Source organism: Planomicrobium sp. CPCC 101110 (assembly GCF_007859395.1).
GTDB lineage: Bacteria > Bacillota > Bacilli > Bacillales_A > Planococcaceae > Planococcus.
Window position 1 is genome coordinate 46,101 of sequence record NZ_VOHD01000011.1, and the last position, 13,926, is coordinate 60,026.

14 protein-coding genes are annotated in these 13,926 nt (G+C 47.4%); 10 read left to right on the top strand and 4 right to left on the bottom strand.

Annotation, left to right across the window (positions count from 1 at the left end; all coding sequences use genetic code 11):
• Positions 1-41: 41 nt before the first annotated feature.
• The 3 genes from chrA to FQV30_RS16075 are packed head-to-tail and all read left to right on the top strand — an operon-like array spanning position 42 to position 3,101.
• Positions 42-1,211, top strand: a complete 1,170-nt coding sequence (gene chrA / locus FQV30_RS16065; RefSeq protein WP_146501146.1) for a chromate efflux transporter — start codon at positions 42-44, stop codon at positions 1,209-1,211.
• A 15-nt stretch (positions 1,212-1,226) separates the two neighbouring features.
• Complete coding sequence (kynU, locus tag FQV30_RS16070) at positions 1,227-2,480, top strand: kynureninase (RefSeq protein ID WP_146501147.1); 1,254 nt, start codon at positions 1,227-1,229, stop codon at positions 2,478-2,480.
• Positions 2,481-3,101 (top strand): cyclase family protein, encoded by a 621-nt coding sequence (locus FQV30_RS16075; RefSeq protein WP_146501148.1) that lies wholly within the window; start codon positions 2,481-2,483, stop codon positions 3,099-3,101.
• Positions 3,102-3,143: 42 nt separating this feature from the next.
• Here the strand turns inward: FQV30_RS16075 and FQV30_RS16080 are convergent, their stop codons facing one another.
• On the bottom strand, positions 3,144-3,581 hold the full coding sequence (locus FQV30_RS16080; RefSeq protein ID WP_146501149.1) for an arsenate-mycothiol transferase ArsC: 438 nt from the start codon (positions 3,579-3,581) through the stop codon (positions 3,144-3,146).
• A 176-nt stretch (positions 3,582-3,757) separates the two neighbouring features.
• The gene (locus FQV30_RS16085; protein WP_146501150.1) at positions 3,758-4,276 is read right to left on the bottom strand and encodes a universal stress protein; all 519 of its coding nucleotides are present in this window, start codon (positions 4,274-4,276) and stop codon (positions 3,758-3,760) included.
• 482 nt (positions 4,277-4,758) lie between these two features.
• Here FQV30_RS16085 and FQV30_RS16090 point away from each other — a divergent pair, with 482 nt between their 5' ends.
• Together FQV30_RS16090 and FQV30_RS16095 are read left to right on the top strand one after the other, a co-directional pair.
• Positions 4,759-6,495, top strand: a complete 1,737-nt coding sequence (locus tag FQV30_RS16090) for an ABC transporter ATP-binding protein (protein WP_146501151.1) — start codon at positions 4,759-4,761, stop codon at positions 6,493-6,495.
• A 2-nt stretch (positions 6,496-6,497) separates the two neighbouring features.
• Positions 6,498-8,252, top strand: a complete 1,755-nt coding sequence (locus FQV30_RS16095) for an ABC transporter ATP-binding protein (protein WP_146501152.1) — start codon at positions 6,498-6,500, stop codon at positions 8,250-8,252.
• Positions 8,253-8,554: 302 nt separating this feature from the next.
• On the opposite strand, the gene FQV30_RS16100 is transcribed toward FQV30_RS16095, so the two are convergent.
• The gene (locus FQV30_RS16100; RefSeq protein WP_146501153.1) at positions 8,555-8,758 is read right to left on the bottom strand and encodes a YheE family protein; all 204 of its coding nucleotides are present in this window, start codon (positions 8,756-8,758) and stop codon (positions 8,555-8,557) included.
• A gap of 73 nt (positions 8,759-8,831) precedes the next feature.
• Here FQV30_RS16100 and FQV30_RS16105 point away from each other — a divergent pair, with 73 nt between their 5' ends.
• The 3 genes from FQV30_RS16105 (at position 8,832) to FQV30_RS16115 (ending at position 11,220) form a co-directional block, all read left to right on the top strand.
• Positions 8,832-9,989 carry a DUF445 domain-containing protein gene (locus FQV30_RS16105; RefSeq protein WP_370512410.1) on the top strand — a complete coding sequence of 386 codons (1,158 nt, stop codon included), beginning with the start codon at positions 8,832-8,834 and terminating at the stop codon, positions 9,987-9,989.
• 12 nt (positions 9,990-10,001) lie between these two features.
• On the top strand, positions 10,002-10,349 hold the full coding sequence (locus FQV30_RS16110) for a YlbF family regulator (protein ID WP_146501154.1): 348 nt from the start codon (positions 10,002-10,004) through the stop codon (positions 10,347-10,349).
• A 91-nt stretch (positions 10,350-10,440) separates the two neighbouring features.
• Positions 10,441-11,220: an enoyl-CoA hydratase gene (locus tag FQV30_RS16115; protein WP_146501155.1), complete on the top strand. Its 780-nt coding sequence runs from the start codon at positions 10,441-10,443 to the stop codon at positions 11,218-11,220.
• A gap of 175 nt (positions 11,221-11,395) precedes the next feature.
• Here the strand turns inward: FQV30_RS16115 and FQV30_RS16120 are convergent, their stop codons facing one another.
• Positions 11,396-11,581 carry a YhzD family protein gene (locus tag FQV30_RS16120; protein WP_146501156.1) on the bottom strand — a complete coding sequence of 62 codons (186 nt, stop codon included), beginning with the start codon at positions 11,579-11,581 and terminating at the stop codon, positions 11,396-11,398.
• A gap of 124 nt (positions 11,582-11,705) precedes the next feature.
• Here FQV30_RS16120 and FQV30_RS16125 point away from each other — a divergent pair, with 124 nt between their 5' ends.
• Together FQV30_RS16125 and FQV30_RS16130 are read left to right on the top strand one after the other, a co-directional pair.
• A complete protein-coding gene (locus FQV30_RS16125) occupies positions 11,706-12,605 on the top strand; it encodes an ABC transporter ATP-binding protein (RefSeq protein WP_146501157.1) in 900 nt (299 codons plus the stop codon).
• Positions 12,598-13,845, top strand: coding sequence for an ABC transporter permease (locus FQV30_RS16130; RefSeq protein ID WP_146501158.1), 1,248 nt, complete (start codon positions 12,598-12,600; stop codon positions 13,843-13,845). The genes FQV30_RS16125 and FQV30_RS16130 overlap by 8 nt, the downstream gene beginning before the upstream one ends.
• Positions 13,846-13,926 lie beyond the last annotated feature (81 nt).

Sequence of the window (13,926 nt, forward strand, 5' to 3'; positions counted from 1 at the left end):
CGTTATGCTTAAGAGATAAAAATAAAGTAAAGGAGAGGCTTATGTCAAAAAGCAAATACATCGAAATCTTAAAAGCATCAACAAAACTGGGGTTGACTTCGTTCGGCGGCCCGACTGCCCATCTTGGCTATTTCAGGGAGGAATATGTTGCAAAACGAAAATGGCTGGACGATAAAGCGTATGCTGATTTAGTGGCGCTATGCCAATTCCTTCCCGGTCCGGCCAGTTCTCAAGTAGGGATTTCCATCGGGATATTAAGAGGAGGCTTGTTCGGCGGTTTTCTTTCCTGGTTCGGTTTCACAATGCCGTCCGTTATTCTTTTAATGCTCTTCGCCTTGCTGATAACAAATGGGACCTTCGACAGCGGTTGGCTTCAAGGATTGAAAATCGTGGCTGTAGCGGTAGTAGCCCATGCTTTGTTAGGAATGGGGAAATCCTTGGTGCCGGACAGGCCGAGAGTGGCAATAGCGGTAGGTGCCGCGTCCGCCATTTTACTGGTGCCTACAGCGTGGGCACAGATTGCTATTATTATTCTAGCCGGCATCATCGGTTATATTCTGTACCGGAATGAGAAAGCGCCTGATACGGTTAAGCTTGCTTTGTCTGTCAGCAAGAAGGTTGGTATGGCAGCGTGGATCCTGTTTTTCGGGCTATTGATCGGTCTGCCTCTTCTGCGGCCGGTTATCGATTCGGTATATTACGCTATTTTCGATATTTTTTACCGTGTTGGATCAATTGTTTTCGGCGGTGGGCATGTTGTCTTGCCGATGCTTGAACGGGAGGTCGTTCCGCTCTGGATGACCCCGGATTTGTTTATCTCGGGTTATGGGGCTGCTCAGGCGGTGCCTGGTCCATTATTTACTTTATCAGGATATTTGGGCCAAATAATGGGCGGAGGCTTGGGTGTGCTTATAGCGGTTGCGGCGATGTTTTTGCCGTCATTTCTTTTGGTTATCGGGATTCTGCCTTTTTGGAATACCGTACGCAGCAAGCCAGGGGTTCAAGCAGCATTGAAAGGCGTCAACGCCGGGGTTGTCGGCATCTTGCTTGCGGCGTTATACGACCCGGTTTTTGTCTCGGCTATCCGTGTGCCAGCCGATTTTGTAATCGCGATTTTATCTTTTGCGATGTTAGTCTATTTCAAATTGGCTCCGTGGAAAGTTGTCTTAGCGGCAGCGGTCTTGGGAGCGATAGCTTACACATTTCAGTAATGGGGAGGTTGGAAAATGGCAACGGCAATCGAACTGGACGGGGAAGATGTTTTGGCTCGTTTCAAGCAGGAATTCTACCAGCCGGAAGGCCAAATTTACATGGACGGCAACTCGCTCGGACTCATGTCCCAGCGGGCTGAAGCCAAACTGATGGAATTGATGGACAGCTGGAAAATCCATGGCATTGACGGGTGGACAGAAGGGGCGAATCCTTGGTTCACATTGGCGGAGGAAATGAGCGCGCGCATAGCTCCTGTAATTGGAGCCAAACCGCATGAAGTGATCGTGACAGGGTCAATTACTTCCAACATCCATCAAATGCTTTCGACGGTCTTTCTGCCGACAGCTGAACGGTTTGTGATTGTGGTGGATGAATTGAATTTCCCGTCCGATATTTATGCTGTGGAAAGCCATTTGAGGCTCCGTGGGCTTGATCCGGCAACAGCCGTACGGAAAATATCTAGCAGGGACGGATACACGCTGGAATATGAAGATATTGTTTCCGAATTGAAAGAGGATGTGGCGCTTCTGTTATTGCCTTCTGTGCTATACCGGAGCGGCCAATTATTGCCAATCCGTGAAATTACCGCAGCTGCCCACGATAAAGGGATATTGGCGGGATTTGACTTGGCGCATTCCATCGGTGCTCTGCCGCATGAACTGCACTTAGACGGTGTAGACTTTGCCGTTTGGTGCCATTACAAGTACATGAATTCGGGGCCGGGCGGAACAGGGGGCCTCTTTATCCACGAACGCCACCACCATCTGGCCCCTGGCAATGCAGGTTGGTTCGGTTCTGACAAGGCAAAGCAATTTGACATGGACCACCGCTTTTCAAAAGCGGAAGGGGCGGGCGCTTATCAAATCGGTACACCGAATATCTTTAGTATGGCGCCGCTTCTCGGCAGCTTGGAGATGTTTGAAGAAGCCGGCATTGGCGCGATCCGCGAAAAATCGCTGAAGCTGACTGCATGGCTTCGGGGCTTGATCCGGGGGCAGCTGCCCGAGTTTGCGGATGTCACTCCTGCCGAAGACAGGGAAAGGGGAGGCCATATCGCTCTGGCGCATCCCGAAGCGGCGCGCATTTGTAAAGCTTTGAAACAAGCGGGCGTCGTTCCGGACTTCCGTTCGCCGAATATTATCAGGCTGGCACCGGTCGCCTTCTATACATCATTTGCCGATGTGGAAGAAACGGTTATGCGATTGAAGAAAATCATGCAAGGCGAGTTGTATAAGGAATTCACAAATGACCGAAATGTGGTGGCTTGAATGGAGAAGAAAATAATCGATATTTCAATGGAATTGAGCAACAGGACTCCGCAATGGCCTGGAGACCAGCCATTTTATTATGGATTGACCGGTACAATTGAAGAAACCGGTTCAGTGAATGTCGGGGAAATCAGAACCGGCACACATTTGGGTACCCATATTGATGCGCCTTTCCATTATGACAATGATGGCTTAACGATAGGCGAAATGCCTTTGGAAGTCTACTTGTCCACAGCTCAGGTGATGGATGTCAGAGGATTGGATGAGATAACAAGCAATGATTTGAAAAAACCGGAGGCAGGCGTAACCACAGTGCTGCTGAGAACAGGCGCCTGGCGGGACCGCACAAAGTTTCCGGGGCATTGGCCGGTATTTGATGTGTCGATTGCCTCCTGGATGAAAACCAATGGAATCCGGCTGCTTGGCGTGGATGTTCCATCCGTTGATCAGGAGACGAGCAAAGACATGGAGATGCACCAAGCGATGAACCGTAACGGGCGCTATATTCTGGAATCTATCATATTGGACTATGCAGAAGAAGGCGTCTATCAACTTGCTGCGTTGCCGCTGAAAATCAAAGGCGCTGAAGGAAGCCCTGTACGTGCAGTCCTATACACATAAAAAGGCGCAAAATAACCCTGTACCAGTTTTAGGTACAGGGTTTTACATATAATCGGAACGGAAATACGGTTCAAGTTTTTTTATATTAATAGCGATTTCATCGCAAATTTCCTGGTAAAGGGCCCATTGTTCAACAAAGTCAGTTGACCGTAATTCCGGATTCCGAATGTCCCAACGCAATAGCTTTTGTGGTGGCAAGTCGGATGGAATATCTCCTTGCTCATAATCGCCGTCGTGCAAAGCGACAATCAAGTCCGCTTCACTCACTTCTTCCAAATTATAGGATCTTGGCTGTACCTTGGGTATGTCAAGCATGATTTCCTTCATGATTTCGATTGGAGTATCGCTGCATAGTGAATCTTGGTCCCAGGCGGCACTTTTTATTTCCCAGTCAGGAAGCATCAGGCGATTCGCCCAAATTTCAGCCATGAGCCCACGCTGCTGTTGGGGAGATAGAAAATAAACGGTATGTTTAGACATGGCTGATCCCCTTCTTCCTCGCTTTAAAGTTTTAGTTGTTAGTAATCTTTACCCATTTCAGGGTTGCTTAAACTAATAAATTATTGATGAAATCGAATCAGCAGACTGTATAAGTGCTAAAAAGGTCTGACCGAAAAGCCAAGAGCTGTCTGGCTTTTCGGTCAGACCTTTCTGTTCTACTTTACGACCAATACCGAACAGGGGGATTCTTTAATCAATTTCTTGCTCACTGATCCTATGAAAAAACGCTGGAGCCCAGATTTTCCGCTGTTTCCTATAAGAAGCAAGTCGATTTTCTGCTCTTCGATAAAAGCAGGAATTGTTTTTGCTGCATTGCCTTCTAAAGCAAGTACAGCTCCTGATACACCTTGTGCATCCAATTGCTGCTGAATCGCATTATGCATATGCTTCGAATATTCGGCGGATGTATCTATGAAATCACGTGGCGGCCTATATCCCTTTTCCCCGATTTCCGGTGGCATAAACTGGGCGTAATTGCTGTCTACGCTAGCCGAAACAACCGGAGCAGAGGCATTTCCTGCTTCCATGAAGCCAGTGGATTCTTGTTGTTCTTCGTTAACATAAATAATTGAGAGCTGGATATGTGGAAAAGCTTTTTTAAATTCAAGCGCTTTTTCGAAAGCCAGCCGGCTTCCATCAGAACCATCATAGGCGACCAGGATATTTCTATACATTCCATTCACCTCGAATCCATTTTGCTACTAATAAAATACCCTCCACAAGTGTATCGAAACATTAGTGAGTTTTTTGAAAATAAATATTTGTTTGAAATAAGTTGACAATTCAAAAAAGAGGGTGTTACTCTTAACCTATCAAATTCAAAGGAAAAGGAGGCCATGACAATGAAAAAAGTAACAGTATATGCACAAAAGAATTTTAAATATTGGTCAGGCCATCCTGTATTTTTTCATTGAATTTATTTCGTAAGCAGAAGTAATGGGGAAAGGTCTGAGCACCGATCCTTTTTTCATGAGCGCATGCCCAGAAAACGGGTATGCGCTTTTTTATGGTTTGATCAGCTTGCCGGCTGTTTGAATAAATTGAAATTACCGAAGGAGATGCTGAAGATGGACAGAATCCAACAACAGAAGATTATGATCAAGGAATCGCTAGAAGGAGATTAGCCAATCGGAAAAAAAGAAAGAAGGCGTAAAAGATGTTTGACGTTTTATGGAAATTGAAATGGTTTTTTAAAGAAAATTGGCTGCGCTATACTGTGGCCGTCGGATTATTATTTATCGCAAATATTATTGAAATTGTTCCGCCTTGGTTGATTGGCGTTGCCATCGATTCAATCGCCGAAGGGCAATTGACCAGCACGTTGCTCTGGCAATATATCGCCGTTTTGGCGGGTTCACTGGTGCTAGCCTATGTCATCAACTTTATCTGGCAGTATCAGCTGTTTGGCGGGGCCTATGTTATCGAGAGGCAACTGCGGTCGAGTTTGATGGGGCATTTTTTAAAAATGACACCGACCTTTTATGAAAAAAATCGGACAGGGGATTTGATGGCCCGGGCTACCAACGATTTGAGGGCGATATCTGAAACAGCAGGTTTTGGAATATTGACGTTGGTCGATTCGACTTTGTATATGGCGACCATCATCGTCGCAATGGGCATACTCGTTTCATGGAAACTGACGTTTCTGGCTTTGCTGCCATTGCCGATTCTTGCGATTGTTGTCCAAGTTTTGGGCAAAAAAATCCATGAACGGTATACAGCGGCGCAAGATGCGTTCGGCGAAATGAACGACAGCGTGCTTGAATCGGTCGGTGGTGTGCGCGTTATCCGGGCTTATGTTCAAGAACGGGCATCTGAACAGCAGTTTGCCGAAATGACGGAAGATGTTTATGAGAAGAACATGGCGGTTGAACGGATTGACGCTTTGTTCACGCCGGTTACAAAAGTGCTGACCTCCATCAGTTACATGATCGGGCTTGGATATGGTGCATTTTTAGTTGCGGACGGCACAATGACGCTCGGGGATCTTGTGGCGTTCAACGTCTACTTGGGAATGATCGTCTGGCCGATGTTCGCAATCGGCGAATTGATCAACACACTGCAGCGCGGAAATGCATCACTGGACCGAGTCAACGAAACTCTGGACTATGCAGAAGATGTGGTCGATCCGGCGCATCCGAAATTCGCGGACCGGCCTGAAAAAATCGGCTTTCAGGAAGTCAGCTTTACGTATCCGCAGTCGAGTTCAATCAATTTGCAAGGCATCAATCTTTCGATGAACAGCGGACAGACTCTTGGTATTGTCGGAAAAACCGGCAGCGGCAAGACAACATTCGTAAAGCAGCTGCTCAGGGAATATCCACTTGGCGGCGGTTCAATCCGGATGAATGAAATCGATTTGAACGATTTGACAAAAGAGCAGCTTCGCAGCTGGATCGGCTATGTTCCACAGGATCATGTCCTGTTTTCGCGGACAATTCGCGCCAATATCCTTTTTGGGAAATCGGATGCAACAGAAGATGAGGTGCGCAATGCACTGCGTTTGTCTTATTTTGAAAAGGATTTGGAAATGCTGCCGAACGGGCTGGAAACGCTTGTTGGCGAAAAAGGAGTCGCTTTGTCCGGCGGGCAGAAGCAGCGTATATCCATTGCGCGGGCGCTCATTAAAGATCCGGAAATCCTTATTTTGGATGATTCCTTGTCTGCGGTGGATGCCAAGACCGAGGCGAAGATCATTGAGAATATTCAGCGGGAACGTTCCGGCAAAACGACGATTATTACGACCCATCGCCTCTCGGCTGTCCAGCACGCTGATTGGATTGTCGTACTGGATGATGGAAAAGTCATCGAAGAAGGAACCCATGACGATTTGTTGAAGGCACATGGCTGGTATAACGAACAATTCCTCCGACAGCAAATCGAGGAGGTGTAAAAATGGGGACAGGAAAACGGCTAATAAAATATTCCATGCAATTCAAAAATGTTCTAATAACCGGAATGGTGCTTTTGGCGATTGCTGTGGCTGCCGATTTGGCGGCGCCGCTTATCGCGAAAGACATCATTGACAACCACATTTCCGGTTCAGTGGGCACGGTCGATTTTGAACCGATTGCCCGTCTGCTGGCTGTATTTTTCGCCACAGCAATCATTACAGCGGTTTTCCGCTATTTGCAGTATTTGTATCTGCAAAAAGCGGCGAACAGCATCATTAGAAAAATGCGGAATGATGTATATGAACACACGCAAACTTTGCCGATCCGCTACTTTGACAACTTACCGGCTGGAAGAGTAGTTGCCCGCATCACAAACGATACAGAAGCAATCCGGGATTTGTTCGTGACAGTGCTGTCCCAATTCGCTACAAGCTTTATGTATATGGGCGGAATTTACATTGCGCTATTTTATCTCAACTGGCAAATGGCACTCATCACACTCGGACTGGTTCCGCTGCTGTATGTCTGGATGCTGTTTTACCGGAAGTATGCGGCAAGCTACAACCATGTCGTGCGGGAAAAACTGAGTGACATGAATGCGATCATTAACGAGTCCATCCAAGGAATGACAATCATTCAAGCGTTCCGCCGGGAAAAGCAGATGAAAGAAGAATTTGAGGAACTGAACGACAAGCATTTCAAGTTCCAGCAGAAGCTGCTGATGCTTGAAGCTGCGGCTTCCTACAACTTGGTGGGAGTATTGCGTTCCATGATCTTCATTTTATTCATCTGGTATTTCGGCGGGGCTGCACTGTCCGGCACCGACATTGTTTCAGTCGGCGTATTGTACGCGTTTGTCGATTACATTATCCGTCTATTCAATCCGATCAGCGGAATCGTCAACCAATTTGCCAAGCTTGAAAAAGCCCTCGTTGCAGCAGATCGGGTGTTCCGCCTGCTCGACGAAAAAGGGGAAGCAGTCAGCGATGAGAAAATTGCGCGCTATCGTGGCAATGTGCGATTTGAAGATGTTTGGTTCGCTTACAAAGAAGAGGAGTATGTGCTAAAAGACATCTCGTTTGAAGCGAAGCAAGGAGAGACGGTGGCGCTGGTCGGCCATACCGGATCCGGAAAAAGTTCGATCATGAACTTGCTGTTCCGTTTTTATGATGTGACAAAAGGGGCGATTACGATTGACGGCATCAACGTTGAAGAAATGAGCCGCCAGTCAATGCGCGAACACATGGGCATCGTCTTGCAGGACCCCTATTTGTTCAGCGGAACGATTGAATCGAATATTACCCTTGGCGACAAACGCATTACGCGCCAAATGGTGGAAGATGCTCTCGTTGCAGTCGGCGGAGAGCGCGTTTTGAAGCATTTGCCAAAAGGCATCGACGAACCGGTAGTGGAAAAAGGCAGTACGCTTTCTTCCGGCCAGCGCCAATTGGTGTCCTTTGCCCGCGCCCTTGCTTTTGATCCGGCCATTTTGATCTTGGATGAAGCGACTTCCAACATCGACACGGAAACGGAAGAAATCATCCAGCATGCAATGGAAGTCTTGAAAAAAGGGCGTACGACGTTCATCATTGCGCACCGGCTGTCCACCATTAAGAATGCGGACCGTATTTTGGTGCTTGACCGCGGCAAAATTGCAGAATCCGGGTCTCATGAAGAATTGATGAAACTCGGCGGCACGTATTTTCAGATGTATCAAATTCAATCCGGAGTGTCCCAGACCCAAACAGTCGGGTAAGGGGCATTCCCTTTTTTATTCTGTAATAGCAAGAAGCAGTTTTATAGCAGCAAAAATAAGTTTCTTTCATTTTGAGAGAGGTTGAAAGATCGCTTCCGCTCTTTTTCAAGTCTCGAAGCAAGCACAGCGGATGCAGAGACAGGCGGACGCCTGGTCCGCGGGCCTCCTCAGCCAATCTCGCCTGGACGCGCTTTTTCCGATTAAAGCATCATTATTAAGTAGAAATTGAAATCTTGGCCTTAATAAATGTTTGAACTTCCTCATAAAAAGGCAAAGAAAAAAGCGCGGAACTTTTCCGCGCCTTAATCGTATACATGAAAGAGCATGAGTTCGTGAATCATCTTTTTGACGGCTTCTTCATCAGCCGGCTGTTTGGATAGCCAGACGATGGTGCCGTCTGGATGGTATTCACCGGTAACGCGCTCATTCTTATAAAAAAACGAAATGTTCCACCCTGGAAGTTGGCGATTCTCAAACATTGGTGTAAATTTAAAATGTTGCAGCATCCAATTCCTCCTTTGCTGTTCATCTTCATTATAGGTTGAGCTGGAATGATTGACAAAGAAGAAAAAGAAATGAGTGAAGCAATTGAATATATTTATAACCATCCTGATTATGATGATTATCGGCGCTTTGATCGGGGGTTTTACGAACTATATTGCCATCAAGATGTTGTTCCGCCCCTATAAAGCGCTGTATATCGGCAAATGGCGCCTGCCATTTACACCGGGGCTGATCCCGAAACGGCGTGATGAACTATCGACCCAGCTCGGCCGGACCATCGTCCAGCATTTGTTGACGCCGGAAACATTCAAAAAGCGTTTTTTCAACGAAGAAATGACCCGGAAAACGGAAAAGTGGATTCAAAATCAGTTGGAAGTCCATGTGTTCCAGTCGCCAAGGACAATCAATGGTTGGCTTGAGGGGGTTGGCCAGCACGGCATTGATGCCCGCGTTGAAAGGAAGCTTGATGAATTGGTTGACCGGCAAGCGTTGGCGCTGGCTGATTATATCGAAGGGAAAACTGTCGGTGAATTGATGCCTGACAAGTGGAAAGAAGAAACCGAATTGAAGCTGGTTCAAGGGGCGAAGTACGCCATTGACCGCGGTTCGGATTATTTTTCTTCTCTTGAAGGACGCGCTACGATAAAAAACTTTCTGGACGAATTCCTTGCTTCCCGTGGACGCATCGGCAGCATGCTGCATTCCTTGATAGGAGAGTCCCGGACGATTGTGGACCGTATCCAGCCTGAAATTATCAAATTTTTGAACTCCCCGCGGACTTTTGAATTTGCGGTGACGCTTGCTTATGGGGAATGGGAAAAGTTCCAAGAGCGGAAAGCCGATGAAATACTGGTGGAATTCGATTTCAAGCCAGCCCTCCATACGGTCAAACAATATGTCAAAGAAATCGCCAATATTGAAGGGCGCTTGAACACGACACTTGCTGAGACTTGGCCAACAGGGGTAGAATGGACAAGAACCAATTTCACTCCGCTTGTGACGGAGTTCATCTTCCAGCAGGGAGAAGAAAAATTAGAAGACACTTTGCAGAAGATCGATATTGAAGGCATGGTGAAAACGCAGGTTGATTCCCTTCCATTAGAACGTTTGGAAGAACTGGTTCTAGGGATTTCACAAAGGGAATTGAAAATGATCACGGCACTAGGATTTGTTCTTGGAGGTATAATCGGGATTTTCCAAGGACTTGTTAGTATCATGATGAATACAATGTAAAGGAGAATGATGATGGCAGTAAATATCTATGACGACATCAACAAATTAGCAGGAACATTCCGCGAGACGGAGGAATTCGGCAAGCTTCAAGAGGCGGTTGCTGCAGTAACTGCGGATGATGAAGCGAACGATTTGTTCAAAAGCTTCCGTGACCTTCAGATTACGCTTCAGCAAAAGCAAGCTCAAGGCGAAGAAATCACCGAAGAAGAAATCATGGGCGCTCAACAAACCGCTCAAGCGGCACAGCAAAACCCGAAAATCCTGGCAATGCTTGAAGCAGAGATGGGCTTAAGCCAAATGATCGAAGAAGTGAACCGCGTATTGATTCAGCCGGTCCAAGCTTTATATGAAAGCATGTAAAAATTTCTCTTAAATAAAGGGATAAAGAAGAAGGCACCGAATACGTAAAGATGAATGCTAATTCATTTTTACGAAAGGGTGTCTTTTTCTTATGTACGAAACCATCCGATTGGCAAAAGACGGCCGTATTGGCCATTTGATTATGGATCGGCCAAAATCGATGAATGCAATGAACGGCCTGATGATGAAAGAAATGGCCGACTGTTTTGAATCCCTGCTTCAAGAAAGCACAGTCCAAGTACTGGTCATCCGGGGAGAAGGGCGGGCTTTTTCTGCAGGGGGCGACATCAAGGAAATGATGGATCCGGATCATCCGATGGACATTGACGCAGTGATGAAAGATGTATCGCGTCTGGCAAAAGCGCTGTATATGCTGCCGCAAATCACTATTGCAGCGATACATGGCGCTTCAGCGGGACTTGGATTCAGCATGGCGCTCGCATGCGATCACATTATTGCGGAAGAAAGCAGCAAATTGGCGATGAACTTTATCGGCATCGGGCTTGTGCCGGACGGCGGCGGGCATTTTTTCCTGAAAGAGCGTGTCGGAGTGCCGAAAGCGAAACAAATTATCTGGGCGGGACAGACATTGAAAGCGCATGATGCAATGGCCAAAGGACTCGTGGATGAAGTGACTGCGGAAGGACGGGCCCTCGAACACGCGAAAGCATACGCGCAAGAAGCACTGGCTTCGCCGCTTCGGGCCAAGCTGGCGTCAAAACATGCACTGCATCAGCTGAAAATCGGGGAACTCGAAAAAATGCTCGAAATGGAAGCAGCCGCACAATCGGCCATGCGGAAGTCTGAAGATCATCTGGAAGGCATCAAAGCGTTTGTTGAAAAACGAAAGCCTGAGTTTACTGGGAAGTAGCCGCAAGGCGGAATCCGAAGGGAAGGGGTTCTGCGGAGGGAAATGAAGGGAAAGCCGGGATCCTCTTTGTTGTATCGCATAAAGCTGCATTTCAGAGAGCAGAAAGAGAATCTGCCGAAAGTGCTTTGGCGGCAATGAGAAAAAGCATGGCGAACGCCGCCATGCTTTTTGCCTTTTATGAATGGAACAGCAGTAATTTTCCGGCTGGCGAAACTACGCGGTGCGTCTGGTCCAAGAGGCCTTTTTCCTCCAGAAGCGCCCGCCCTTTGTCCCTTGCTTCCCCGTCATTGGAAGCAGTGAACGTTTCTTCCGCAATCAGCTTGCCGGTTTGCTCGAAAGCAGTTAATTTATACGTCTTCATGCTGAAGCCATCCTTTCTGAACAGTTATTCATTTTAAGTATAGCCGGTTTTATTTTATATGTCCTCCGATTGCGAAACATTTTAATGCGTATTTCGTATAAACAAAGAGAAAGGAGGAGTCTGAATGGCTTTACATGTTGAACACGCGACAAAACGGTTCGGGAATTTCACGGCTGTGGATGATGTGTCGCTCCAGGTGGGGCAAGGCCAGATGCATGGTTTTTTGGGCGCCAATGGTGCAGGGAAGACGACGACATTCCGGATGATTCTAGGGCTTCTTGACCCGACTTCCGGAAAGGTTAGCTGGAACGGAAAGCCCATTACATATGGAACAAGCCCGGAAATCGGTTATTTGCCGGAAGAACGGGGATTGTATCCAAAGATGAAAGTTGAAGACCAGCTGATTTATCTGGCGGAATTGCGCAGGATGCCGAGGCTGGAGGCAAAGCGGGAGGCGGCCCGCTGGCTTGAGCGGTTTGAAGTGCCCCATTATGCTTCCAAAAAAGTGGAGGAATTGTCGAAAGGGAACCAGCAGAAAATCCAGCTTATTGCATCGCTTCTGCATAAACCCTCCCTGCTGATTTTAGATGAGCCGTTCAGCGGGCTCGATCCAGTCAATGTGGAAATGCTGAAAAGTGCCATTCAGGATTTCCAAAAACAAGGAGCGACCATTGTATTCTCCAGCCACCGCATGGATCATGTGGAAGAACTATGCGACAACATCAGCATTTTGGACAAAGGAAAAATGGTCTTGTCCGGTTCAATCCGCGACGCGAAACGATCATTTGGCAAACAAAAGGTCCATATCAAAACAGACGGCGACTTGTCGGCGCTGAAGAGTATGGAAGGCGTGGAGAAATTCAAAAAGACAAAGGATGGGGCGCTGTTTCAAATTTCCGATGATGCAGCAGCGCAAACGCTTTTGAACGAATCGATGAAATTGGGCGCACTGCGGCATTTTGCCATCGAAGAACCTTCGCTGGAAGAAATTTTCATCGCAAAGGTGGGGAAATTGCATGCATAGTTTTTGGATCATATTCAAACAGGCGTTTTGGACAAAAGCGAAAACCAAGTCTTTTGTTATCACCACCATTATTGTCTGTGCATCCTTTTTCCTGATGGCCAATTTGCCGAAGCTCCTGGAGGCGTTTCAAGGCCCGGAAGAAGATTCGGTTCTCCATATTGTGGATGCCTCGGGAGAACTGGCGCCCCGCCTTCAGGAACAGCTGGAATTGATAGACAGCAGCGTCCATGCGGTGCCGACCGGCATGTCGGAAGCGGAACTGAGAGACGGCATCGCCAATGGAACAGTTGAAGCTTATATGGTGCTCGAACAGGAGGGGCAGCTGACGGCGCGCTATGTTTCGGAATCGGCCAATGAAATGGAAAACGGTTCCGGCATTGAACAGGCGGTGCAATCGCTGCAAACGGTTTTGACCGCTGAGAGCTTGAATTTGAATGGCAGCCAAGTGGAACGGTTGTTTGCGCCGGCTCTGTTCGAGCGGGAAGCGATATCCGCGTCCTCAAAATCGCAGGAAGAATTAAGCCAGACAAGAGGACTGGTTTATATTTTGATCATGCTGATCTATATGTCTGTCATTTATTATCCCAATATGATCGCCACAGAAGTGGCTACCGAAAAATCATCCCGGGTCATGGAGATTCTGATTTCAAGCGTCTCGCCGGTCAAGCACATGTTTGCGAAGATTGCGGGCATTGGCACGCTCGGCATTTTGCAGATGCTCGTTTTCGGCTTATCAGGCTATGCAGCAATCCAAACGGCTGGAACAGGTATGACCGAAGGCGTTTTCAGCGTTTTCGGGTTTTCGGAAGTGAAAATCAGCACTTTCCTGTTCGCGGTTCTTTTCTTCCTGTTGGGATACTTTTTGTATGCTGTGCTCGCCGCTCTGCTTGGTTCACTGGTCAGCAGGATAGAAGATGCCCAGCAGCTGATGCTTCCGATGATGTTTTTAATCATTGTAGCTTCGTTTATCGCTTTTTCTGGCATTTCCGTACCGGAGGCGAAATTTGTGACCGTCGCATCTTTCATTCCATTCTTTGCACCGCTAGTCATGTTTCTCCGTGTGGGCATGCTGGACCTTCCGCTTTGGGAACCGCTGTTGGCAATTGCCATTATGCTGATTACAATCGGGCTTCTCGGCTGGTTCGGGGCACGGGTTTACAGAGGAGGCGTGCTCATGTACGGTTCGTCTCAATCATTGAAAGATATCCGCAGAGCAATTACGCTGGGAAATAAAAAATGATAAAGGAGCCGTTTGCAGAGGTGTTTTTGGCAAACGGTTTTTTTTCGTTCGCGTCCATGGTAAAATAGGAACAAATATTCG